Source organism: Paenibacillus sp. Z3-2, from assembly GCF_054161325.1.
Genome location: NZ_CP096397.1, coordinates 1,271,909 through 1,297,014, shown reverse-complemented (window position 1 = coordinate 1,297,014; position 25,106 = coordinate 1,271,909). Strand labels below are relative to the sequence as shown.

Here is a 25,106-nt window from a genome sequence, read left to right as displayed (position 1 = left end):
GTGATTGTTACTGTTAGACCAAAATAACGCAGACAAGGGGCCGTCCTATAAGTCATGAGCATGACTTATAGGACGGCCCCTTCGTATGTTTTTAGTCCATATACATCATCTGACCCGTCGGCTCCCTGACGTGCTTATCCTATTTTCCCAGCCGGAAGATCCTTCAGCCCTTGATGCACTGCATCCAGCAGACGGTGGGTCGGATCACAGGCGTACTCCCAGAACATGATTCCGGCCAGACCCTGTCCCTTTACGTAATCACATTTGCATTGGATCGATTCTTCATCATCATAAGATATGAGGCTGGACCCATTAAACAGAAACGGTGCACAGGCTTCTTCATCCCAATAACGGATGTATCCATTCTTGTTGATGAACTTCGCTTCCAGCTCTTCAAATGAAGGACCATAGCCGCCTGTGCTGCCGGCCATTTGATGGAGCCCGTGGTTTCGGTCAGGAACCTCAGTCCAGATCCGGGAATAGAACGCGGCACCGATCACCATTTTCTCCTTCGGAACGCCGGCTCGAACAAACAGGTTCACCGAAGCATCCGCACTAATTCGAAACAAATCTCCTGTTGGCGTGTACAGATTCGTGTGATGTCCGGTTAGAACCTGAAAGCCGCCGCGCATATCATAGGTCATCAACTGGACGTAGTCCAGGTACTGATGTACCTCAGCCATCTCTGTACCGTCTACATAGTATTGGTCAGCCCCTGCCGCAATGGTGAGCAGATAATGACGGCCATCCTCGGCTCCCTTGGCATCCAGTGTCTCCCGGATCGTCTTGAGTAGCAAGGTGAAATTCCGTTTATCATCAGGACTGGATGCGATACCAGCTTCACCATAACAAGGATACTCCCAGTCCAGATCAATCCCGTCAAAAGGGTATTCCTCCAACACCCGGACCGCCGATGCGGCCATGGTATCCCTCCCCGCCTGGGTTGAGGCGGCCTCGGAGAAACCGCCAGCGCTCCATCCGCCAACAGACAGCAGCACCGTAAGATTCGGATGCTCCCGCTTCATAGTCTGGATAACATGACCGTTCTTTAAATGCTCGGTGGTGATTTCATCATTCTTGACATGTCCGAAGGCTATGTTCAGATGTGTTAACTTCAACAGATCCTCATGTGTCATATCGGGGAGAACTGAATCAACGGCATAACCCGCAGCAATATATTTCGTCACTTCTTCACTCCGCTCCGTTCGATGATTGAGATATCGCAACAGCAATCTGCAGGGCTTCCTTCCCGGTGCCGATCTTGTACCCGGAAGCCAAATACCGAATTTGATCCTGGTCATCCAGCACAAACAGATGTGGATAGCCCGCTTCGTGAGCTGCAGGCTTCGAAATGAAACCGGACAAGGAAGCATAACTGGAATCTCGTACAAAAATCGTGCGCACAGGCAGCTTCGGATAACCAATAGGATCAAAGGAAGCGTTCCATTCTGCATCTCCGATTATGAGTACGATTGGCACATCCAGCTTATTCAGCGACTCAGCGAGCTCGCACAGTTCCCAAATCAGATGCTTGGTCGGTTCCCGCTCCGGTTCAATCCAGGCAGCAATGGCACCCTCTGATCCCAGAAGTTCCTTCATTTCAACATCTGAACCATCCAGACGGGTCAGTACACTGCCTGGTGCCAGTTTACCAAGTACAGGAATATCAACCTCAGTCTCGCGAAAGGATAATACAACCTCAGTGGTATCTCCGGCGCTCACGGTAAAGTAAACAAAGCGCACTTTTGCCGTTCCATCTTTCAGACGAATGCCTGTCGTTAAGCGATAAGCTCCTGTTTCAACCTCATATGGCTCGCTATAGACATTCGTGCTGCCATAAGGATAAATCAACGTCTTGTAGACGCCATCTTCCAGACGGGCAAACGAGAAATTCTCGAAATAGGATGCTTCAGGTGTATCCTGCGGAGCCTTTATATCCCTATGAAGTTGAAGCATTCCCCAGCTTGTGCTCTTCTGAGTTAGAGTTGAGGTGAGACTGAACACCGCATCCTCCCAGCCTCCGTCACTCAGGTACTGTGGTTTCTGCGCACTCGGATGTAATCGCGCCGGAATACCTAAACTGCGACATACAGCCACAAACAAAATATCCAGTGACTGAGAGTCCCCTTTCATCAGACTAAATGTCCCGATCGGATTACCCTTGCCTTTTAGATTAGGAAGATCTTCATCGTATTCGTATTCCTGTTCCAGCATTCGGGCAAGCGTCGCAGGATTCTCCCTGAACGCCGCTGCCTCGTCCGCCGAGAAGGCATTTTGGAATACACCTCGATAAGGGACCAGCATTTCATAGGAAATCCGCGGGCACAAGATGTAGCTCACGAACGTATCTTCCGCCCATGATCCTTGCTGCGAGAGCGCACCGAGCAGATGATCGTCCAGCGTCTGGCGAAAAGTATCGATTAAATCTTTTTCATTCATTGACTCCAACAACCGGAGCGGCCACTCACCGTATGGATTGGAACGTTCCTCCAGGAAAGCTGCAATTTCACGGCTGTTCCCCCGTGCCTTCTGGAGAATATCCCATACACGCACCAGGGGCAGTCCAACCATTTTAGCCAGTGAGACAGCCTCCTCTTCACTCAGGAAAGTTTCCTCATACCCGCTCCGGGTCTGCGCTCCTTTCTCCAGACGACGATTGTGAATCTGGATCTTCTCTTCCGGTAATGCAATCACGTCCTCCCCCTCCCCTTCCGGCGGAGGAACCATATCGAAATCTGCGATCCCTGTGGGCTGCTCTGACAAGTCCAGCACAAGCTCTACAAGTTCGTTTTCCTGAGCCTTGTATAGAATTTCACTCCACTTGCCGCCGCTGACCGCACGAATCAAAAGGTCGCCATAACCCGTCTTAAAGGTAGCTTCTCCTTTTGCGTCCGTCCTGATTTCGGCAATCGGATAAAATTCAGCCGTATTGTACAGCTCAAAGCGCACGCTCGCGCCGGGTGCAGGCTCGCCCTGCTCATTTTTCACCTTCACACAGATCGTACGCGTTGGTGCATAGTTCTCAAGCAAATTAATTTCCGTAAACCCCTTTTCGGAGAGCGTTATATCCTCCGGTCCGGGATAGTCGGCATAGATCCTCGTATTAATCAGCATGGCCCTGCGGGCTGGCGGGCTGAACCACCCTTGATTCAGACGGGCTTCCGGCTCGCATGCTCCGATGTAATACCATTGACCATCTGCCCAGGCTTCTACCCATGCATGATTACTGTCACAGTGAGCCCAGCGCGGTGTGTAGACCTGACGGGCAGGTATACCGATGCTGCGAAGAGCGGCCACCGCCAGCGTGGATTCTTCGCCGCATCGACCACGAGCATTTCGGATCATCGTCAGCGGCGATATCGTACGCAGATCGCTGCCGATATAGGTCGCTTTCTCATGACACCAGTAATTCGTCTCCAAAATGGCATCCGCCATGGATAACTTCGTTGTCCGCTCAGCTAATTCGTCATATATCAAACCGCGGAAATCTTCAATATTCTCCGTGTTTATCCGATAAGGCAACACAAAATGAAGGAACAGATGATCCGGGACGCGATCTCCCCAAGGCACACGTTTGCGGATATCCAAAGCCCGGCGCACATGGCTCAAGAACAGGTCCCCATCATAATCAGCCATATCGTTTACCGGCATGTAAGCATACATATACTTCAATGCCCATGTCTCTTCTTCCGTTAGCTCCTGTTGAAAAATATGAAACAACTCCGATTTGCGGGCGTCTGCAAAACGCACCTTTTCCTGAAACTGCTGCTCAATCCTCTCCAAAGACTGTGCATCAAGGGAAAATACCAAGGTTTGGCTGGTCATTATGATCTCACTCCTTCCACAGCTTTCCGTCTTCCCGAATACAGATCAAGGCCGTGCCATCCGACGAAGGCACAGTAATCTGGAACAGACTGCGAGTCGTCTCAATTACAGGCTCACAGCTCCACGATTCCTCACCCATAAGCAGCTTCACATCCTGTGTAAATTCACCATGGGTTTCATAATAATTGCGTTCACGGTAATAGAGCCTGCGAAGCTCCCATTTGATTCGTTCGTCTTCCGGCAACTCAAAGGACTGATCCGTTCCGTCATCCGAGAATACGACATAGCCCCACAACTCCGGGTAATGCATGTTGATAATGCCCATGGGTGACCAAACCCAGTTGTCCTCAGGATAAGGTTTGCCCGTATCTGGATTCAGCATCTTGCGGTACTGACCGTCCTGCACCTCGGTCTGCCACTCCACGCGCGAGAAGTTGATGCGCCAGAACTCACCCGGCGCAGGCGGACGGTTTCCTTCGGCGCATTCCTTTAGACTAGTCCAGGGAATTGCGACTTCCACGCTCCATTTCCGGTTATCAGCCTCAGGATTGTTCAGTTCCCCATCGATATATACGGCCGTCTTGAGACCGCTGATATCCCAACCGTTGACCGGAGGTCCACCATCCCGATACGGCTTCACCAATAGCAGGTCCCATACCGTATTGAGCGCATTAATCTCGAACTCATAATATTGATGGGAATCCCCATCGGGATCGATAAAAATCTCAAAGTCATTGTCATAGAAAATAACGGAATCACGCTCGGTCAACGTAGCCCAGATCTGATCTTCAATCAGCTCAGCAGCAAAGTAGAAATAGTCGTCATCCCACAGCATTTTTACCCGTGTCTGTTTTGCAGGCTTCGGACGAAGATCCCCTTCGATATCAACGAAATCATCCGTCCAAGGGGCCGCATCCCAAAATGCCTTATCCACACGGCCGTCTAACACCAACGGTTCCTGCGCTCGCTTGCATATATAATGTTTGGGAGCATACTCAATTCTGGGTTCTGGCACTCCACTTCTGTTCATGTCGTTCTCTCCAATTCGTAAGGGAGGGCATGCATCTATCGGCACATGCCCTCCCTGTAATGGTTAGTTATGGGTGACAACGGCCCCAGAGCCGCCGTACATTTCCAGCTCCTCATCGAATTCGAGCTTAAGAACGGTCACCTGTTCATGCGTGTCCTCCGGGGTCATCTTGATCCACGTTGTCCCCGGGATATTGAACCAAGGCACACCCCCATGAATCTCATGATTAAGCTCTTTGTCCGAATGCAGCACGGTTATCTTCTTGATCGGATTGCAAAGACCCTTGATGCACACATTCTCTTTTGGATCGTCATACACGAATAGGTACAATGTCTTTCTGTCCTCAGATACGGTGCTTCCCCCCAAATAATAGCGAGGCATAATCCCTTCACTCGTTCCAAAGACAGCCTCCTCATGGGTTCGAATCCATGCTCCCAGCCCAAGCAGGATGTCCTCCTGCCTCTTATCGATCTTGCCATCTTCACGGGGACCGATATCCAGCAACATATTGCCGCCCATCGAAATACAGTCACAGAACATTCGAATGATCTGATTCAGGGATTTATATTTATGATCTGTTGGCACATAACCCCAAGATGTGTTGATCGTGGTGCAAAACTCCCAGGGGCCCTCCGGTCTTGTAATCGGGATGCCCTGCTCCGGCGTCTTGTAATCCCCATAACCCTGCAGACGGGAGTTGATGATGATATCCGGGTTGAAGGATTGCAGGTAATGCTTGAACTGCGGCAGATTCCACTGCTGGGCAGTCCGTTCCCAATCGCCATCAAACCATAGCAGATCCACCTTTCCGTAATTCGTCAAAATCTCTTGCAGCTGCTGGTTATTAAATTGCAGGAACTTCTGCCACTTTTCCTGATCCTGAACGCCGTCCACAGGACTTGAATGCCGATTGACACTGCTGAGATCCTCCGGTACTTTTCCACCTTCATATACGCTGGGATAATCCGGATGCGACCAATCGATCAGCGAGAAATACATCCCTAGATGAATCCCCTTCTCCCGAATCGCTTCCGCATACTCCCTCACGATGTCCCGATTCGCTGGTGTCTGTCTGACGACATTGAGGTCACTATGCTTGGTATCCCACAAGGCAACGCCATCATGATGCTTGGTTGTCAGCACGGCATACCGGGCTCCAGACTTTTCAATCAAGTCCGCCCACTTCTCCGCGTTGAATTCCGATGCCGTAAAACCGTCCAACTGCTTCATATAATCTTCATAGGACACCCTTCCATTATAGAAGGACCATGATTCCGCAACCCCGTCTACCGCATAGATGCCATAGTGGATGAATATCCCCAGCTTGGCTTCTTCAAACCATTTCTGCATATCTGTCCACACCTCTTTCGAGAGTCCTTATCTGTGAAAAACTTTTAGGTTATTGGCCGGTATTCCAGCGGTCATATGCCCCCTGATACAGTTCGACGATACGGTCGCTACCCATTTTCTTCATCTGTGCAATGTACTTATCCCAGTTATCAAGCGGTTCCTGGCCGGTCACGAACTTCGCTTCCATCTGCTTGACGTACGTATCCAGGTCAGACAATAGAGCGGTTGCTTCGCTTTGCTCTTCATTCGTCAGATAAACGTTAGGAAATGGTGCTTTTCCGATAGGTACCAACTTCTCTTGATTCTGCTGGTCAATCCACTCATCAAATTCGGTGCGAAGCCCTTTCGCTACATCCGGATCATTAATGCCCGGTGTCAGGATGCCAAAGTTCGGCGTGATTTTACCCCGGTATTCCTCACGATCACCGCCGCCAGGAACAGGAAGCCACTCTTTCACGTGATTTTCCTTATCTTTGAATTTCCACAGGACGCCTTCAGGACCTTGATTGAACAGGGTTGCACCTTCGTAACTGTATATATAGTCAATCCAGCGCATCGTCGCCTCAGGAGACGGGTTGCTGCTCGTAATAGCAAAGGTACCACGAGCTGACATGCCCGGGTGCTTGCCGTACACAGGAGAGTCTGCAACCTCGCTCTTCACTGGCGTCATCAGCGGATGATCCGTGCTAGGTTCACCACCGAGCGTGAAGTATGGATGGTAATCGTTGAACAGTGCAAGTTTGTTACTTTCGCCTTTTGCTTTTTTCTGATCGCCTGTTTGTGAGAAGGTCTCGTGATCCAGCAAATCTTCCTTCCACAAGCGGTTCATGAACGTCAGATAACCTTTGTAGCCTTCTTCTTGATAAGGATAGTGAACTTTTCCGTCTTTATCGGAATAGATGCCCTCGTTGTACATTCCCCAGAAGCCGAAGAAGAACATGCGAAGATCATCCAACTTTACAGAAGTAAGCGGTATTTCATCTTGCTGGCCATTGCCATTAGGATCTTCTTCTTTTACCCGCTTAAGATACGTATACAATTCCTCGGTAGTCTTGGGCTCTTCTACGTTAAGCGCCTTTAGGAATTCCCCGTTGTACCACATCGGACCTCTATACCACACAGCCACTGTGTCGATGAAGGGCAGTGCATACATATGCCCGTCAGGCGTTGTAAATGATTTACGGACATCCGGGTTCTCATCGAGGATCTTTTTGATATTGGGTGCATAACCTTCGTCAATGTATTTTTCCAATGGGATCAGAATACCCTGGCTGCCATAAGTTACCTGCTCGGCTGGCTTGAGATCTGCAGCGTAGAACATATCTGGCAAGTCCCCGCTCGCGAAAACCAGATTCTTCTTCGTTTCAAAGCTGTCAATCGGTGAAAGCTGGTATTCCAGCTTGATGCCCGACAGTTTCTCCATTTCTTGCAGCACAGGCATCGTGCTCCAGTCAGCTACACCCGCATCCTGGGACATAACCTTCAACGTTAGCGTTTTGTCTACAATGGGGAAACCTTCTTTTTTGACCCCTTCAACAGTAGAGGTCGAGCTCCCATCTTCATTGGTTGAACCACAAGCTGCAAGCAATGTTGCTAATAAGGTGAGACAGAGTGTAATGGATGAAGCCTTGCGAAGCTTTTTCATGACAACAACTCCCCTAGTTTAATGTGGTATATGGATTAAGATCATCCCTTAACGGAACCGATCATAACACCCTGTACAAAGTAACGCTGAAGGAATGGATAGACTGCGATAACCGGAAGGGTGGCAACAATAATGACGGCATATTTAACCAGCGCAGCGATCTCCGCTTTGGTATTCATCGCCGTTGCTGAAGAGGTATCAATCGCTCCCCCCCCTTGAGCCGCCATCTCCTGAAGCACCAGAATCTGGCGCAGAAAGAGCTGCAACGGGTACTTGGAGGAATCATTCAGATAGATCATGGCACTGAAATAGCTGTTCCAGTGTCCAACTCCGTAGAAGAGTGCCATCACTGCAATGATTGGCATGGAAAGCGGAAGCACGATTTTGATGAACAACCGGGTGTTGGTACACCCATCAATATGCGCCGCTTCCTGCAGCTCCTTGGGAATGGTCGATTGGAAGAACGTACGGCATACGATAATATTCCAGATGGATGCAGCTCCTGGCAGTATAAGTGCCCACATGCTGTTCACCATACCAAGATCCTTAACCAGCAGGTAACTTGGGACAAGCCCTCCGCTGAAGAACATCGTTACCATAAACATAGCCATGAAGAATCCTCGTCCCACAAAATCCGAGCGACTGAGCGCGTAGGCTGCCGGTAGCGTGACAATCAGGTTGACGATGGTGCCTACAACGGTATAGATAATCGTATTTTTGTACCCAATCCAGATGTTGGTGTTCTCAAACACCCGGGCATAACCTTCAAACGTAATGCCTTTCGGAAGCAGCCACATCTCACCGGAGCTTACGTATTTGGGATCACTGATTGAAGCACTGATGATGTATAGCAGCGGATACAACACAATGACGAGCGCTACCGTCAGATAGATGTAATTGCACAATAAGAACAATTTATCGCTTCTGCTTTCTTTCACTACGGTTGACATGTGTTTTCCCCTCCTTTTACCACAGGCTATTTTCACTGGTGCGACGTGCAATCTGATTCACGGTAATGAGCAGAATCGCATTAACCACGGAGTTGAACAATCCAACGGCCGTAGAGAAACTGTACTGCGCATCGACCAGACCAGACCTATAGACGAATGTCGAGATGACATCGGATGAACCCATGTTCAACGGATTTTGCAGCAGCAGGATTTTCTCGAATCCGACGCCCAGAATACTGCCCATATTCAGAATTAACAAAATGGTGATCGTAGGGATGATCGCTGGAATGTTAATATGCAAAATCCGCTTAAACCGGCTCGCACCATCCACCACAGCTGCTTCATGCAGTTGCGGGTCCACACCCGAGAGAGCAGCAAGATATATAATGGTACCCCAACCTGCACTCTGCCAGACTCCCGACAATACATACACCGTCTTGAACCACGCAGGGTCCGTCAGAAATTGAGGTGCCTGAAATCCAAGGGCCTCCACCAAATTGACAATCATGCCTGACGAGGGTGACAAAAAGGTAATGATCATCCCCGACATCACGACGACCGAAATAAAATGCGGTGCATACGTGACCGTCTGCACGGTACGTTTGAAGAAGGAGTCCTTTACTTCATTGAACGCTAGCGCCAGAATAATCGGCAGCGGGAAACCGATAGCCAGCTCATACAAGCTGATACTAAGGGTATTCCATAGTAAATCCCAGAAATAATAAGAATTGAAGAACCGGATAAAATGATCGAATCCGACCCATGGGCTTCCCGTGACACCAAGCGTCGGGATAAAGTTTTTGAATGCGATTTGTATGCCGTACATCGGACCATAATGAAATATCAGAAAGTATAAAAAGGCTGGCGCGATAAACAGATACAACTCCCAGTTTCGAATCATCCTTCTCCATAATTCATTTTTCTTGCTGTTCGGAATCGTGTTTACCGCTAAGTTTTGCGACAAGGCGGACTTCCCATTTGGCTGCATCAGTTGTTTCCTCCTTTTCTAATGAAAATCCGGCCGTTTGTGAGGAAGAGCGAAGCACTCCTGTTAAAATATAAGGAAAGAGTTCCGAACCGCGTGCGTTTCTATGATGAGCGGCTCTGTTCCCTCCCTAATTGATAACGCTTACATACTGAGTTTATGGATCATTTCCGAATCCGTAAATATGCCATTTCCATCTTCACTCTTAAAATCACGGAATATACTGTTACAACGGGGGTTTACACTTTTGTGATCAGCTTGTCATTGTCATTTTGGGGAAGTAAAACATGTAGAATTTGACCCTTTTCCCTCCTGTAGATGTCATTTGGAGTTGCATCATACGAACTTGGAAAGATGTTAGATCTAAACGTAGGTTAGAAAACAGGCCTTAAAGTCAAAACCCACATACTTATCTGCCCATGGTGTTCATGTCTAAAAGCATCATACTCCAGGGAAAGACACTTAAATGTTGAATCAAAATGTAATATTATCTATCATATACATATCACATATTACAAGCCTGTAATTGCTTGCCCTTATTCTATATTTCTCCTCCCTCTTTCGTATATATGTTGTTTTTATCTTTGCCTACAGGATACATAAACCCTTATAAACATTGGGAATACCGAGTCGTATATGTAGATTTTGCACAAGGTTTGGAAACTGAGTTATGTGAGTTTTTTGGAAGAATACCATAAATAAAGCCGCTACGATAACACAAATTAGCTGTATAACCTAAACAAATATTCATTAAATAATTCATACACGATAACATCCACGTTAATTAACATAACACAAATAATCTATCAAACTTCATAAAGTGTAATTTAAATTACCATACAAAAGAAAAGTTGACATATAACTTTAATCCGGATTCTTAGCGGTTTAAAGCCTATGTACAGCTTCAACTCAAATGAAAAACCCACCCTCCATACATATATGGAAGGTGGGTTTGAGGATACATATCCGTTTAACAGCGTTTAGTTTATATGGTTTGCAGTGAATTTACTTGCCAGAAGGTTGAGCTTCTGCCGTATATCCCGTTGGGATATCCGTTTCTGCAGTCGCATTCGTAATGACCATCGGATACATCATGTCCGGATCAGGTTGAATAATGGAATAGAGCACGATAGCGCGTCCATCCTTCTCCAATTTTACATCATCAATCTTCAATCCATAACCAGGGTGAGGCATTTCTGCACTGAGTTTAACTTTAGTTGTTTTGTCATCAACCTTCGTCGTTGTCACTTCAGGTACGATCGCTTGCTGGCCTTCACCTGGAGTGGTTGGAGCTGGCTCTGCTGAGCCGCCATTGCCGTGTTTATCCACAAATTCAAGTGCATTGAAGATCATGCTTGCAGCCTCCATACGGGTAAGCGACTGATCTGGACGGAAATTCCCGTCCTTATCCAGTTCAATGATGTTCATGTTCAGCAGGTTCTGGACTGCAGATATGGCGTCCTTACCGATTTTATTTTCGTCCTTAACAAGATTATACTTCATGATGACCGGATAATTCCCGGTTGTGTTAATTCCTTCATGCAGCAAAATAACAAACTGCTCGCGTGTCATCTTGCCCTGCGGGTTTACTTCTACCGGAACAGACAATCCGTTTTGCGTAGCCGCTTGAACAGCATCGGCATACCAAGTGTCCGGACTAATTTTATCCTGCGCGGAAGACGCAGCATATGCATTCTTCAGACCAAATGCGTTCACAATCAGTTGAACACCTTGTGGCTCGGACAATGCGAGATCTGGACGGAACAGATTCCGCTGTCACTCCGCTAACAATACCTTTTGATTTCAATGAATCGACAACCGACTTCTGCCCTTCATCTTTCACATCTGAAAAAGCGAGTACCGATGCACCTCCTGCTGTCAAAGAAACGCAGAGTGCGAGCGTTGCAGCCAATCCTTTTTTATGTTTCATTTCCTGGCACCTCCATATGATTAGTAAAACCTATTTTTTACCTCTTCATTCCTACAGACGGGATACCCTTAGAAAATGTTTCAGTAATTCGACATCTGGTGAATACAACACGGGAACACTGCATACAACTCTTTTCCAACGCCGATAATCTAATTCACCTAAGTGACTTCGTTGACATCCACTCGGATTAGCGCAAAAATAAGAATAGAGAAATTCATCGGTTGACGGATAAACAGCAAACTGGATCGCATACAGTAAGAGGGCACGACGCGCTAATAACAGGTGTCGGCCCTTTTCTTGACTCCACCTGCCGGACTGACTTCACCTATAACAAAAGGAGAACAACGCTTATGTCCAAGAAAGGATTACTTCGCGGTTATGTTGTATCGAACTGGCCTGTATATCTGGTTGCTGTCTTACTGATTATTGCCTCCAATGTCGGGCAGGCATCCCTGCCCCGCATACTGGGCAGCTTCACGGACCAATTGTTGCAGAATACGCTCCAGATGCAGTCGGTCTTAAGGTACAGCCTTTCCCTTCTGGCTATTGCCATCGGGTATAATCTGCTCTTCGGTACCGGGCAATTCATGATCATGAAGCTCGGTCGACGGTTCGAATTCATGACGCGTGAGCGTATATTCAGTAAGTTTTCCGAACTTAGTGAGCACTATTTCTCCAAACAGGGGAACGGTAAACTGCTCAGTTATTTCATGAATGACGTGACTTCCGTACGTGAAGCCATATCGAACGGCGTGACGCTCATGACTAATGCCACCTTCCTGTTATTATCCTGTATCGTCATGATGTTGCTTAGCGGGATTCCATTGTCTCTTATTCTGATTAGTATCGTGCCCTTGCTGGCCATTCCATTTCTGGTCGTGTTTTTCGGTCCGCGAATTCGCAAGCGCTCTCGTGACGTACAAGAGGCCCTTGCGACCATGACGGAGTCCGCAGAAGAACAGCTGGGTGGCATTCGCGTAACCAAAACATTTGCCATCGAAGACAGTGCCCGTGAACGTTTTGGAACCACCGTCGATGCGATGAAAAGCAAACAACTGCGGCTCGTTCGCCTGTCTTCCCTGTTTCAGGCTTTGCTCCCGCTGCTGGGAGCTATCTCATTGGTCGTTTCATTGCTTGTCGGTGGTATTATGACCATGCAGAATTCCATTACGCTCGGAAGTTTTGTTGCCTTGACGTTATATCTGCGCATTATCATGGGACCGCTTCAACAGATCGGCAATGTCATTAATACTGTCCAACGCTCTGGCGCATCCCTGGAGCGAGTGAATGACCTGCTGAGCGAAGTAGCCGATGTACGTGAACTTCCTGAAGCCACAGCACTCCAAACCGTACAAGATATCACCATGGAGAATCTAACCTTCTCCTATCCTGGCAGTTCATCTCCTGCTCTCAAAAACATTCAACTGAATATCCGTGCCGGGCGAACGGTGGGTATTGTAGGCAAAACAGGTTCTGGTAAAAGCACCCTCGTTAAGCTATTACTGCGTACATATGAACCACCTGAAGGATCGATCCGCATCAATGGTACAGATATTCGGCAGTTGTCGCTCGAAAGCCTTAGATCCCGCATCGCCTATGTCCCTCAGGATGGATTCCTGTTTAGTACCACCATCCGCGATAACATTGCATTCAGCGACCGGGAAGTATCGCTGGATACGGTGGAGCATAGTGCACGCCAAGCCATGATCTATGACAATATTGTCCGATTTCCCGATCGCTTCGATACACTGCTTGGCGAACGTGGGCTCACGCTATCTGGCGGACAACGTCAGCGAACAAGCCTCGCAAGAGGACTGATCAAGCAAGCCCAGTTACTTATTCTGGATGACAGCATGAGCGCCGTTGATGCTGTCACAGAGAGTGGTATTCTGCGCAGCCTGCGTGAGATCGGCAAAGGCAAAACCACATTGATCATTTCTCACCGCATCAGCGCGGTCCGCCATGCCGACGATATTATCGTTCTGGATGAAGGGCGAGTTGCTGAACAGGGAACACATGCTCAGCTGATGGCTGCCAAGGGATTATATGCGGCAACCTATCGTTTGCAGGAGGAGGGATTGCATCATGTCTAACGCTAACGCTGAACTTCGCCCAGACCCAGAGGCTGATCAGAGTAAACGAACTTCGTTTAAGGCCATGATGGCATACGCCAAACCTCATAAATGGGCCTTTGTCGGTATCTTCTTCTGTTCACTGCTTGGCATATCGGCAGATCTGCTGCAACCCTATCTGGTGAAGATCGCCATTGATGATCATCTGGCTATAGGCCAGACCAGTGTGGGCTTTCTCGTTCAGCTCGCAGCCATCTTTCTCGGGCTGGCTGTCATCAGTTTTATTTTTACCTATATCCAGAATAATCTGTTGCAGCATGTGGGACAGAACATTGTATCCCGGATCAGAAAGGACCTGTTCCAACATATCTCCAAAATGTCCATGTCCTTCTTTGATCGTTTTCATATCGGCAGTCTGGTTACGAACGTATCCAGTGATACGGAAACCATCAGCAGCTTTTTCACTCAAGTACTGCTCAGTCTGATTCGAGATGGCATGATGCTGGTGCTCATTATCGTCTTTATGTTCCAGCTTGATCCTGTACTGGCGAGTTACTCCCTGATCGTTCTGCCGGTCATTGCCGTTGTTGCGGTATTATTCCGTAGTCGACTGCGGAAAGCTTATCAAAATGCGCGTACGCGGCTTTCCCGTTTGATCGCATTTACGGCAGAGAACTTGTCCGGCATGTTCCTGATTCAGGCTTTTCACCAGGAAGAAGAACAGAAGAAACGTTTCTCGGAACAGAATGCACTCCATCTGAAAGCCAACATTGCTCAAGCCCGTTCCAATGTCATATTCAACCGGACGTTTGATATCCTTGGCAATGCGGCATTGGTCATGATGGTCTGGCTTGGAGGTCGCGCCGTACTGGGTGAGTCCCTGCAAGTCGGGGTATTGTATGCGTTTATCAGCTATATTCGTCAGTTCTTTCAACCGATTAACCAGATTACGATGCAATGGAATACATTCCAATCGACCACCGTGTCGATGGATCGCATCTGGAACATTCTGAATACGCGGCCTGAAGTTGCCGACCCCGAACCTCAACGGGCATCGTTGCTGGAACCTCGGAACGTGATGGGGCAGATTGATTTTAATGATGTATCGTTCGGTTATCGGGCAGATCGGCCCTTGATCCAGCAGATGAACCTGCACCTCTATCCGGGTGAAATGGTAGGTATCGTGGGAACAACAGGCGCTGGCAAAAGTACACTGATCTCCCTGCTCAATCGCTTCTATGATGTAGACAAGGGCAGTATTGAGATTGATGGTACCGATATCCGGCATCTGCCACAAGCTAAGCTTCATCGTATCGTGGGGCTGATTCAACAGGAACCCTTCCTGTTCTCCGGTTCCATTATTGATAATGTGAGAATGTTTCGTGAGGATATTACGAGAGAGCAGGCGATTGAGGCCTGCCGGTTTGTCGGAGCACATGCGATGATTTCACGTTTGCCTCAAGGGTATGATACGCATCTATCCGAACGCGGAAGTGGTCTGTCTGCCGGGGAGCGGCAGCTGATCTCATTTGCCCGGATCGTGGTGTTCCAGCCTCGCGTGCTCATTCTGGATGAAGCAACTGCCAATCTGGACTCACATACCGAACAGCTCGTGCAGCAGGCGCTGGAATCGGTATCTCAGGGACGCACAACCATCGTCATTGCCCATCGCCTGTCCACGGTGATGCATGCCGATCGAATTCTGGTGATGGAGAATGGGGAAATTGTGGAGGAAGGCCCACACCAGGAACTGATCGCGGCCAAAGGCGTGTATGCCGACTTGTACACCCATGCGCGTGATGCAGGCAAAAATTCAGCGATATCAGGGTAATGAACCTGAATTAATCTCATCTGCGTCTATGTTATAGCCAATATCGTTAAACATGCCGCTCTGCTCAGCAGGCGGCACGTTTGGCATAACGATTAGCAAATGTTAATTAGGAGGAGTATGTATGCAACCCGAAATATCCGAGCATGATATTCAGCAGATTCGTTACCGACGCAGCGCAGCTCTGTGGAAAGGGAGTCTATGCTTTTTGTTCCTTCTCTTGTGCGTGATCCTATTGTGGATCATCGTGGATGGACAAGCCGAAAGACTGGAGACGATATACTATTCCATCGCAGCCGTACTGGGTATGTGGTTGATCGGACCGTTGTTCTTCATGTTCCTGTCTCGACTAACCAGAACCCCCGCTGTTTTGTTGTCTTGGGATGATGAGTCTATACGTACTGGCAAACGAAAGATTCCTTGGGGCCTTATTCGTAAAATTGAACTTGCCTCACCCGCCCGCAGTAAGTGGCTACTATCCACCTCGCCCATGTTCGTCCTGTACCTGAAGGACGGCACACGATCTCACATTCAGACCGATCACCTGCTCAGCAAAAAGGAGCTGAACCAGGCACTAAGTCTGCTTCAGCAGACTTTGCGGGAACAGCAACAAGCTCTTTGAGCATCGGGATGGATGAGGACAAGCTTCCCACACATCACTGTGATTTCTCTACACCTATGGACAGGCTGACTTTGTAATTGCCGTAAGGCAGCAACGCTTCCAGCAGTTGGCCCAGCTGCTCTGTGGTGCCGGTCTGCACTCGCATCAGGTAGCAGCCTTCTCCGCTGACGCGATGGACTTCAACGATGTCCTCACGTTCGGCAGTAAATGCACGAAAGGCGGCATGTCTGTGGCCGGAGTTCAAAAAAACCGTGACAAAGGCCTGTAGGCCGAGGCCTAGACGTTCCGGGTTCCATTTTACCGTGTACCCTTCGATTACACCCAGATCTTGCAACTTGCGCACTCTTGCACCGACAGCCTGCCCTGTAAGATGCACCTCTTCACCAATCTCTTTGTGAGAACGCTTGGCATCCCGGATCAGGATCTGCAGAATGCGTATATCTGTGTTATCTATCGTTTCATTCATTTCGCTTTAGCAATCCTTTCACCGTGAAATTAGTGCAACCTGTTTCCATTCATCATGTTATGTACGACATTAAACGGGTTGTATACCATATAGGGTAATACTATTAAAGAACCTGAAGGAGTGCAAATATAATGAAAATTCAATTGATTCGCCATGCTACACTCTGGCTGGAATTCGGAGGGCTGAACATCCTCGTTGATCCGATGTTGATGGACGCTGAAGTCATGCCTGCATTTCCAAACACACCGAATGAGCTACGTAATCCGAGAGTCGGTCTGCCTGAAATCGAAACGGATTATCTGAATCCGGATCTGTTGATTATCACACACACCCATCTGGACCACTGGGATGAAGCCTCAGCGAAGCAATTTCGCAAGGACATCCCTCTGATCTGCCAGCCTGGGGACGAGAATGTATTTCTGGAGGCTGGCTTCACGGATGTAACAGCTGTAGATGAGAAGCATGAGCATCACTCTGTCCGATTCGCCCGTACTTCCGGGCGTCATGGTACGGGTGAAATCGGCGAACGTATGGGCAAGGTGTCCGGCTTTGTACTCGAAGCAAATGGGGAACCTGCCACGTACATTGCCGGGGATACCATCTGGTGTGAAGAACCGGCCGAGGCTATTCGCCAATATAGCCCTGAAGTCATTGTCCTAAACGCCGGAGGAGCTCGCTTTGTAGAGGGTGATCCCATTACAATGGACGGGCCAGACGTTGCAGCCGTGAAGCGTCATGCACCATCTGCTCATGTCATCGCTGTGCACATGGATGCGATTAACCATTGTGTGGTGTCCCGTACGGATCTCGCCACTTATCTGGCATCCGAGCAGTTGGACGGTCAGGTACTCATTCCGCACGATGGCGAAAGTTTTGAGTTTAAAGCGTAAGTGAGACCGTAGCACATGACGAAAAAAAGCTGGATGCGATGAACTCGCACCCAGCTTTTTTCGATTCAAGAAGCACGCTGATCCATTACTGTACTTTCAAACGGATCACGTTCCATGATGCTTTTGCCAAGCTCGCCGTAATCAGGGTATCGGATATAACTGCACCCCCACGATTATGAGGAGCGACACGGTTCGGTTGTGCTGCCGTATTAGATGCTTTGAGATCATCACTTTCCAGCACAATATGCTCGATCACAGTACACTTCCCGAAGCTGCGCAAGTCCACTTCGAGCGGAAGGGATTCTTCCAGATGGCGGTTGACTGCGAATACAGTCACTTCACCCTGCTCTTCGTTATGCACTGCAATAGCTTCCAGATAAGGAACATCTGTGATTTGTTTTGTATCGTATTTCGGAGACTGGATCAATGGCACCAATGCTGTTCCGCGTCCGAAGAGAGACGTATGCATGAATGGATAGAAGATCGTCTGTCTCCATGAACCACCCCCCGTATCTGTCATGATCGGTGCAATTACGTTAACGAGTTGTGCCAGACATGCCATTTTGACCCGATCCGCATGTTTCAGCATACTGATAAGCATACAGCCGACAAGCAGTGCATCCTCATGATTGTAGATATCCTCAAGCTGTGGCGGAGCAATCTGCCATGGGTCCATCTTCGAATCATTTTCGTTAGAGTGATACCATACATTCCACTCGTCAAAGGACAGATACATCGTCTTCTTGCTGCGCTTCTTCGCTTTGATATAATCACAGGTCGCCTTCACCGTATCGATAAAACGATCCATTTCAAGCGAGCGTGCGAGGAACGTTGGCGTATCTTGCTCCTGGTTGCCGTAGTATTGATGCAGGGACAGATACTCCACGTGATCATACGTATGATCCAGCACCGTCGCTTCCCATTCCGGGAACGATGGCATATTCAGGTTCGAACTTCCACAGGCTACCAGCTCAATCGCCGGGTCCGTCCACTTCATGACTTTTGCCGCTTCAACCGCTAACCGTCCATACTCTTCTGCCGTTTTGTGACCGATCTGCCAAGGACCATCCATCTCATTGCCCAGACACCATGTTTTGATCGCATGAGGCTCTTTGTAACCATGTTTGATTCGAAGATCACTATAGTACGAACCTTCCGGATGGTTGCTGTATTCTACAATGTTGCGAGCTGCATCCGTACCCCGTGTTCCCAGATTGACCGCCATCATCACTTCGGAATTGGCCTGTTTTGCCCAATCCACGAATTCGTTGAAGCCAAATTCATTGGTCTCAATCGTTCTCCAGGCCAGTTCAAGTCTGCGTTTGCGTTCAGACACGGGTCCAACCGAATCTTCCCAATTGTAACCGGATACAAAATTACCCCCAGGGTAACGTACAATCGGCACTTGCAGCTCCTTCACCATCTCCAGCACATCCGTGCGAAAACCCTGTTCGTTCGCAGATGGGTGTCCAGGCTCATATATTCCACCGTACACGGCACGTCCGAGATGCTCAATGAATGAACCGTATAAACGCTTATCAATTACGCCAATTGTAAAATCCTTGTCTACCGTCATTTTTGCCTTTTCCATAATGAATTTCAACTCCCTAAGATTAATATAAAAATTAATTGATATTCTATGGATCAACGTTCATATTTATATTAAAATCGATTATAGCCTTAATTTCAACAGGAATTTTGCAAAATGTTATTATTTTTACTGGATTTATGTTTAACTTAATTCTATACAAGAAAATTGGAGGAACAATTGTGATCAGAGCAAATACCGATGCCGAATGGCTACCCCTATATGAAGCACTCGCCAGTGAAGTTCGTCTACAGATCATCCGCCTGGTTGCAGAGACACCCATGAATGTGAAAGACCTCGCTGCTTCACTGGGTCTGAGTAGTGCCATCGTAACCATGCATGTCCGCAAACTTCAGGATGTGGGCATTATTCAGTCCAAAATGATACGCAAAGACGGCGGCACCCATAAAATGAACAGCCTTGCAGTAGACTGGATTGGCATCTCCATGCCTCAGGAAAGCGGGACAGCACGCAAACTCCATGAGGTTTCCGTCCCTGTGGGACATTATACTCATTTTGATGTCTATCCCACATGTGGTCTGGCTACATCCACTCAGGTCATTGGACAGTACGATGACCCTCGTTATTTTCTCGACCCCGAGCGGATGCATGCCCATATTCTGTGGTTTGGCCGTGGATTTGTGGAGTACAAAATTCCAAACTATATCTTGTCCGGACAGCAGATCAATGCCATTGAATTGTCCCTGGAGATCGGATCAGAAGCCCCTTCGGTGAATCCGAATTGGCCCTCGGATATTACATTTATGCTTAATGGCATCCGATTGGGGGAATGGACAAGCCCTGGGGATTCAGGCAACGGACGCGGCATGTTCACCCCGGAATGGTGGAGTGACAGTGTCAATCAATATGGCATGCTCAAGGTGCTGCGAATTACGAATGAAGGTACGTTTATCGATGGACAACATCTATCCAAAATTACACTTGCAGATATCCCGGTGGAACGCAACCAATGGACCCTTCGTCTCTCGGTAGAGGAAGATGCTCAGCATGTAGGCGGTCTTACCTTATACGGTGAGGGATTCGGCAACTACAATCAGGATATCCTGTTTCGACTGTACTACCAGGATTGAGTTCATCGGAATTAATAAATTACACAAAAACACCTTCCACTCGCCTTTTAAAGGCAAATGGAAGGTGTTTAATTATGCATATGAACATGTGCAGAATATCTAAGAAGGTTCTTGTTCTAACCTACAGTGCACTGCCACCAAACAGGAAGCGATACTCCCAGTGTTTCCCCGAGATATCACTAGTCGTCACACCACCGCCAGCGTTGGAATATGTGTGTAGTACTTTTCCGTCGCCCAGGTAAATCCCTGTGTGAGTAATGGTTGCGCTAGATTTATTCACGCCCGAATACGATGATGCCGAGCTGCCATTATAAGACATGAAATACATCAGATCACCACGTTTCAGGTTTTTCCAATTCGTCTGAACCGTACCCTTGGCTTTTACATAGGCTCCCTGTTTGCGGGAATCCGCTGGAAGCTTGATGCCAAGTGCATCGATGAAGGCCTGACGTACAAAGCTGGAACAGTCAAACGTCGCTGTGCTGCTACGACTGGCTCCGAATTCATAAGGTGTACCCCAATATTTCATCCCTGCAGCAATCACTTTCTCCACAGCCGCATTACCGGTTACCGTGGTACCACTCGAACCTGATCCACTTGTGCTGCCACTAACCGCTTGTGTGTATTTGGATGAAGAAGATATGTAGCCTGTCCGATTAGCAGAATCCTTAATTTTATACCAATTCGAACCGGATTGCTGAAGCACCGTTACTGTTTCCCCTTTAGCGACCATACGAACAATCTTCGCAGAAGAAGCAGGTGATGTGCGAAGGTTTACGCCCCAAATTACTTTTACTTGTGAATTGTCAACAGCAGCTGCTGATACCTGTGCCGTTAGTGCTCCTGTCGTCAGACTTCCCATCAGCATCGTTGCTGTGACACTTGCCGTAATAATGGTTTTCTTCCAGTTCATGATGTCGAGTTCCCCCTGATGTTACAGAATTTTAACCTGGCTTGGTTCTCCCCGGCTTGCCCCATTGTAAACGGGCTATCCATAACGTTCATCAGTCGAAAGTCCTGTATTGATATAGGCACACTTGAGCACTAAGTATCAGGGTCTGTCCATCATCTACTGGCAAAATTCACTGCTGATTCCTTCTTTTTCAAAGGTTAAATTATTGTAACTATTTGATATACTTCATTTTTCCACGATACAAGAGCTAGGTCGTTTCTCATTCAGGACATGCGTCATATGACCTAGGTTTTAATGTTTATAATCGCAAATATGGTAAACATTACTATGGTTCATTTACCGATTACGGTTCCCCGTATTCACATTTTTGCTTCCACCCTCGATACTGATCGATTTGCCAACGGTGTCCGGTACATTATTTCGAATTTCATTGTTGCTTGATGAAGTTATATTTTTCGGTCAGAATCATTCAAATTTGAAGCATTTTCATCAAAAAAAGAACAAGCCAGGGGTTTCTCCCCGGCTTATCCTGCATCATTAATATCATTACCCTACAGCTCGAACAGCTGTTTAAGGTTCAATTCCCCATACCTTGGCGCCATCCTGATACGCTGTCACTTTAGTCCAGGCACTGAAGTCCGTTTTGGTGGAATCAAAGGAATAATCGTTCGTTTGGTCAAAAGTAGTCCAGTTGTTTTTGGAGAAACGTCCCTGGATGACTCCGGTCTCGGCACCCGCAGCCAAGCTGCCAGCACCCGGTGTGAATCCAATCTCCAGATACGTATCTGCCGTGCCCTTGGCTGGATCTAGAGAAACAAACTGCCCTTCCACATTACCGCTACCAATCTGTGCATAATCACACCAGAAGGTCAGATCAGCAGCACTGTCTTTCGTGAAATAATACCGGATCTTCACTTTGCTCAAGTCCACAGCCGTTGTACCTGTATTCTTCACATTGAACTGCGGAGTAATCGCATTGCCCGAAGTTCCTGAGCCACCACTGCGATACTGCACTTCAAGCGTACCCGTTGTGACTGGAGGGGCCAATGGTGTCAGTACCAATACATTGGAGATCGTCTGACCACTCGGATTAATCGCCACGACTCTGTAATTATAAGCCGTACCATTCACCGCCGTAGCATCGGTATAGGTCAATGCAGTCAAATCTGTTGCCAGATCAGCATATGCCCCGCTGCCCACTGAACGCTGTACCTTATAACTTGCTGCTCCAGTCGATGCTGTCCATGTCAGTACCGCCTGAGCATTGCCAGCCGTTCCTGAAAGGGTGAGTACGCCTGGCACAACGATACCTGCCATCGGTACTGCAGAGGCCTGTGTCGACGGTGCGGACTCCCCTACGGCATTCACTGCAGTAATGACATAATAATACGTTGTACCGTTGGTCAAGCCCGTATCCGTAAATGTCGATCCTGTGACCCCTGTCGCTACAGACGTATAAGGACCACCGTTCACTTCTGCACGTTTCACGGTATACGAGGCTGCACCAGCAGCTGCGTTCCAATTCAGAACCACTTGCTCGCTTCCTCCGGTTGCTGTCACGCCAGCAGGAGCAGCGGGTACTTCCACTTCCGGACTATCGGAATCTCCGAGGAGACGATCATACTCTCCATACGCTGTAGCCATATCCACCTGTGACCAGAAACGGTGATACGTAAAGGTTGGAGCACCATTTTCCCACGTTTTCGTTGTCGGATTATACGACGTTTTGTACAGATTATCCAGGTAAGCCCATGCCGGATCTTGCTTGATGGCCGGACGCAGGTCGGAGTATCCAATGTATACGCCATTCCCACCTTTCGCCGGATCGGAAGGAACACCTGCTGTACCTGGAATCGTGTTGCCCTGACCGAAGGTTCCGGACCAGTTCGCCGGAATGTAGATCTCCTTCGCGAAGTAGCGGAAGTAGTCTTTACGTACTTCTTCCGTTACAATCCCCACGCCATCATTGTACTCCCAAGCCGTATCCAGCAATCTCTCTGCCAGATCTTTTGCTTCCTGTCCTTTGGCACTAAGCGTTCCATTCTCGGCCTGGGTTCCAGCGGCAAAGAACGTCAGTGCCTTAATGTAACTTCCGAGTACCCCGGTATCCTGCGCAGGATCTTTCGTTACCACACGGAAGTTCGGATTTTCCGTAAAGGAACTGAAACCATTCCATTTGTCCGGTTGACCTTGCCACTCCTGACTGCCCGGAATCCAGAACTCTCCTGGAGCTGAAGTTGTTGCTACCTGGGCATTGGTACCGCCAAGAATACGTTGACCTGCCGCGTTCAGATAATACCCTTGGGCATCCGTCACCGGGCGCTCATCCACAAATACATAATCCTTGGACCAGTCGATCCATTTCGTAATGACTTTTTTGGCCATCTGGAAGTTCTCGGAACTCAGGTCTCCGCTCTCGGCGAGAATATAATACATCTCGGCTACACGTTCCAGCGACCATGCCTGGAATCCAAACCAGGTGTTGGAATCCGGATCACGATACACCGGCGCCTCCTGATAAGCCATGTCATAGAATGTGCTTACCCCAGCCGGATAAGCTTTGTATGAACCATCCAGACTGTTCGTTGCACCTCCGCCGATCGCTCCTTCATGGGATTGCAACCATGTGTAGAACTCCAACTGCCGCTTCAGTGATGCATTCCAGTCTGCCTTGGCTGTAGCTGATTTCGGAATCAAGCCACCTGCGGGATCAGAGAGTGCATATGCTGCGACCGGATTCTGATATGCCTGATGGGTATGACTCGCACCAATCCGCCACGCCCAATCCCCACCTTGACCCAAGCCACCGCCCCATGACGTATACCAGGCCATGAGATACATGTTGGAGTCCTTGCCTGTACCCGGAGTTGGTGTACCATTCTTCGCACTTCCGATCTTCTGGAAGTACTTATCATGCATACCATACCGCAGATAGTCACCCATCTTCTTCGCCTTATCCAGATACGCCGTATTCGTGTATCCCATCTCCTTCGCCCAATACAGTACCTGTACTGCACGTGCATCGGCATCGGTTGCATTCGTGTAACGCCACTGCGCTGATGGTGCCTGCGTTTCTTTCGTAAACAGGCTCATGAATCCTTCGTTCGGTTTCCCAAATGTTTTATTATCCTGTGACGGATGCGGGATGGCTTCCCACACGGACTCCTGCTCCCCACGCTGGAACGTATTCACATAGGCAGCAGTATGGGATGGATTCAACAGGTTTCCATATCCGTACCAGTTATCCACATCGAGTAACCAGTGCATCAAATAGGTCTGATTGTTGCCATAAGCAGCCTTGAATTCCGCATCAAGCGGGTCCTTTCCTGCCGCATATTGTCCATTAATCGCCGAAGGATATTGATCCGGGAACGGTTTTTCCGCTGCATACGTAGCAGGGCTATTCGGATTGTAAGAACTCATGGTAGGCTGCTCTTCATTGCCATCGCCTTCATTGACCGGAATAATATACTTTTCCATACTGTCCCATGCCGCTTCCAATTGGGACCAATCCCCCGTATAGTGCCCATACATGGTCTCCAGCCATAACCAGTAACTGTACGCCTCTGAAGTCGTCATATGCCCATGATCCGGCGCCTCGCTGAGCAGTGTTTCAATGGAATGATACGGAATGCCCTCTGGCGAAAAGTATCCGTTCGCCGGATCTTTCAACTGATCATACAATTGCAAAAAACGGGCTTCATTCATGCTGTCTGACTGAATCTCGATGGCTTGATCTGCGGCATGTGCCGTTTGCGGTCCTGCCCAAAGACCGGTGTATCCGGTCAACATGACGGTTCCTGCCAGCATGGCTGTTAAACTTTTCTTCGCAGCTGATTTCAACATTGATATATACCTCCCTGAAATAGTGGAAATTGAATATAAGTCTGTTGGTCTGCCGATGCTGATTTTTCGACTTCT

At 48.4% G+C, this 25,106-nt stretch carries 17 protein-coding genes; 5 read left to right on the top strand and 12 right to left on the bottom strand.

The window, feature by feature from the left end; genetic code table 11:
- Positions 1-134: 134 nt before the first annotated feature.
- The 8 genes from M1D71_RS05535 to M1D71_RS05500 all read right to left on the bottom strand — a co-directional run bounded on the left by M1D71_RS05535 (position 135) and on the right by M1D71_RS05500 (position 11,501).
- Positions 135-1,187 carry a glycoside hydrolase family 18 protein gene (locus tag M1D71_RS05535; protein ID WP_458125608.1) on the bottom strand — a complete coding sequence of 351 codons (1,053 nt, stop codon included), beginning with the start codon at positions 1,185-1,187 and terminating at the stop codon, positions 135-137.
- Between the two features lie 4 nt (positions 1,188-1,191).
- On the bottom strand, positions 1,192-3,825 hold the full coding sequence (locus M1D71_RS05530; RefSeq protein ID WP_458125607.1) for a transglutaminase-like domain-containing protein: 2,634 nt from the start codon (positions 3,823-3,825) through the stop codon (positions 1,192-1,194).
- A gap of 7 nt (positions 3,826-3,832) precedes the next feature.
- Positions 3,833-4,855 (bottom strand): carbohydrate-binding family 9-like protein, encoded by a 1,023-nt coding sequence (locus tag M1D71_RS05525; protein WP_458125606.1) that lies wholly within the window; start codon positions 4,853-4,855, stop codon positions 3,833-3,835.
- Positions 4,856-4,918: 63 nt separating this feature from the next.
- Complete coding sequence (locus M1D71_RS05520) at positions 4,919-6,205, bottom strand: alpha-L-fucosidase (RefSeq protein ID WP_458125605.1); 1,287 nt, start codon at positions 6,203-6,205, stop codon at positions 4,919-4,921.
- A 49-nt stretch (positions 6,206-6,254) separates the two neighbouring features.
- On the bottom strand, positions 6,255-7,850 hold the full coding sequence (locus M1D71_RS05515) for an extracellular solute-binding protein (protein WP_458125604.1): 1,596 nt from the start codon (positions 7,848-7,850) through the stop codon (positions 6,255-6,257).
- 41 nt (positions 7,851-7,891) lie between these two features.
- Positions 7,892-8,800 carry a carbohydrate ABC transporter permease gene (locus M1D71_RS05510; protein ID WP_458125603.1) on the bottom strand — a complete coding sequence of 303 codons (909 nt, stop codon included), beginning with the start codon at positions 8,798-8,800 and terminating at the stop codon, positions 7,892-7,894.
- Positions 8,801-8,816: 16 nt separating this feature from the next.
- Positions 8,817-9,788, bottom strand: coding sequence for an ABC transporter permease (locus tag M1D71_RS05505; protein ID WP_458125602.1), 972 nt, complete (start codon positions 9,786-9,788; stop codon positions 8,817-8,819).
- Positions 9,789-10,790: 1,002 nt separating this feature from the next.
- Positions 10,791-11,501 carry an S-layer homology domain-containing protein gene (locus tag M1D71_RS05500; RefSeq protein WP_458125601.1) on the bottom strand — a complete coding sequence of 237 codons (711 nt, stop codon included), beginning with the start codon at positions 11,499-11,501 and terminating at the stop codon, positions 10,791-10,793.
- Positions 11,502-12,065: 564 nt separating this feature from the next.
- Between M1D71_RS05500 and M1D71_RS05495 the strand changes: the two genes are divergently transcribed.
- From M1D71_RS05495 to M1D71_RS05485, 3 genes are all read left to right on the top strand, one after another.
- Positions 12,066-13,808: an ABC transporter ATP-binding protein gene (locus tag M1D71_RS05495; protein ID WP_458125600.1), complete on the top strand. Its 1,743-nt coding sequence runs from the start codon at positions 12,066-12,068 to the stop codon at positions 13,806-13,808.
- A complete protein-coding gene (locus M1D71_RS05490; RefSeq protein ID WP_458125599.1) occupies positions 13,801-15,618 on the top strand; it encodes an ABC transporter ATP-binding protein in 1,818 nt (605 codons plus the stop codon). The genes M1D71_RS05495 and M1D71_RS05490 overlap by 8 nt, the downstream gene beginning before the upstream one ends.
- Positions 15,619-15,739: 121 nt before the next feature.
- Entirely contained in the window at positions 15,740-16,237 is a 498-nt protein-coding gene (locus M1D71_RS05485; protein ID WP_458125598.1) for a hypothetical protein, read from the top strand.
- Positions 16,238-16,271: 34 nt separating this feature from the next.
- Here the strand turns inward: M1D71_RS05485 and M1D71_RS05480 are convergent, their stop codons facing one another.
- Positions 16,272-16,703 carry an Lrp/AsnC family transcriptional regulator gene (locus M1D71_RS05480; RefSeq protein ID WP_458125597.1) on the bottom strand — a complete coding sequence of 144 codons (432 nt, stop codon included), beginning with the start codon at positions 16,701-16,703 and terminating at the stop codon, positions 16,272-16,274.
- Positions 16,704-16,834: 131 nt separating this feature from the next.
- Here M1D71_RS05480 and M1D71_RS05475 point away from each other — a divergent pair, with 131 nt between their 5' ends.
- Entirely contained in the window at positions 16,835-17,593 is a 759-nt protein-coding gene (locus M1D71_RS05475; protein WP_458125596.1) for an MBL fold metallo-hydrolase, read from the top strand.
- Between the two features lie 85 nt (positions 17,594-17,678).
- Here M1D71_RS05475 and arfA read toward each other — a convergent pair whose 3' ends face one another.
- On the bottom strand, positions 17,679-19,184 hold the full coding sequence (gene arfA / locus M1D71_RS05470; RefSeq protein ID WP_458125595.1) for an arabinosylfuranosidase ArfA: 1,506 nt from the start codon (positions 19,182-19,184) through the stop codon (positions 17,679-17,681).
- Positions 19,185-19,363: 179 nt separating this feature from the next.
- Between arfA and M1D71_RS05465 the strand changes: the two genes are divergently transcribed.
- On the top strand, positions 19,364-20,272 hold the full coding sequence (locus tag M1D71_RS05465) for an ArsR/SmtB family transcription factor (RefSeq protein WP_458125594.1): 909 nt from the start codon (positions 19,364-19,366) through the stop codon (positions 20,270-20,272).
- Positions 20,273-20,393: 121 nt separating this feature from the next.
- Here the strand turns inward: M1D71_RS05465 and M1D71_RS05460 are convergent, their stop codons facing one another.
- Positions 20,394-21,185, bottom strand: coding sequence for a C40 family peptidase (locus M1D71_RS05460; RefSeq protein ID WP_458125593.1), 792 nt, complete (start codon positions 21,183-21,185; stop codon positions 20,394-20,396).
- 570 nt (positions 21,186-21,755) lie between these two features.
- Positions 21,756-25,031, bottom strand: coding sequence for a glycoside hydrolase family 48 protein (locus tag M1D71_RS05455; protein ID WP_458125592.1), 3,276 nt, complete (start codon positions 25,029-25,031; stop codon positions 21,756-21,758).
- Positions 25,032-25,106 lie beyond the last annotated feature (75 nt).

Excerpts from the sequence above, each read along its gene's own strand:
- M1D71_RS05530 (WP_458125607.1), bottom strand. The coding sequence starts at position 3,825 with ATGACCAGCCAAACCTTGGTATTTTCCCTTGATGCACAGTCTTTGGAG.
- M1D71_RS05525 (WP_458125606.1), bottom strand. The coding sequence starts at position 4,855 with ATGAACAGAAGTGGAGTGCCAGAACCCAGAATTGAGTATGCTCCCAAA.
- M1D71_RS05520 (WP_458125605.1), bottom strand. The coding sequence starts at position 6,205 with ATGCAGAAATGGTTTGAAGAAGCCAAGCTGGGGATATTCATCCACTAT.
- M1D71_RS05515 (WP_458125604.1), bottom strand. The coding sequence starts at position 7,850 with ATGAAAAAGCTTCGCAAGGCTTCATCCATTACACTCTGTCTCACCTTA.
- M1D71_RS05510 (WP_458125603.1), bottom strand. The coding sequence starts at position 8,800 with ATGTCAACCGTAGTGAAAGAAAGCAGAAGCGATAAATTGTTCTTATTG.
- M1D71_RS05505 (WP_458125602.1), bottom strand. The coding sequence starts at position 9,788 with ATGCAGCCAAATGGGAAGTCCGCCTTGTCGCAAAACTTAGCGGTAAAC.
- M1D71_RS05495 (WP_458125600.1), top strand. The coding sequence starts at position 12,066 with ATGTCCAAGAAAGGATTACTTCGCGGTTATGTTGTATCGAACTGGCCT.
- M1D71_RS05490 (WP_458125599.1), top strand. The coding sequence starts at position 13,801 with ATGTCTAACGCTAACGCTGAACTTCGCCCAGACCCAGAGGCTGATCAG.
- M1D71_RS05485 (WP_458125598.1), top strand. The coding sequence starts at position 15,740 with ATGCAACCCGAAATATCCGAGCATGATATTCAGCAGATTCGTTACCGA.
- M1D71_RS05480 (WP_458125597.1), bottom strand. The coding sequence starts at position 16,703 with ATGAATGAAACGATAGATAACACAGATATACGCATTCTGCAGATCCTG.
- M1D71_RS05475 (WP_458125596.1), top strand. The coding sequence starts at position 16,835 with ATGAAAATTCAATTGATTCGCCATGCTACACTCTGGCTGGAATTCGGA.
- arfA (WP_458125595.1), bottom strand. The coding sequence starts at position 19,184 with ATGGAAAAGGCAAAAATGACGGTAGACAAGGATTTTACAATTGGCGTA.
- M1D71_RS05460 (WP_458125593.1), bottom strand. The coding sequence starts at position 21,185 with ATGAACTGGAAGAAAACCATTATTACGGCAAGTGTCACAGCAACGATG.
- M1D71_RS05455 (WP_458125592.1), bottom strand. The coding sequence starts at position 25,031 with ATGTTGAAATCAGCTGCGAAGAAAAGTTTAACAGCCATGCTGGCAGGA.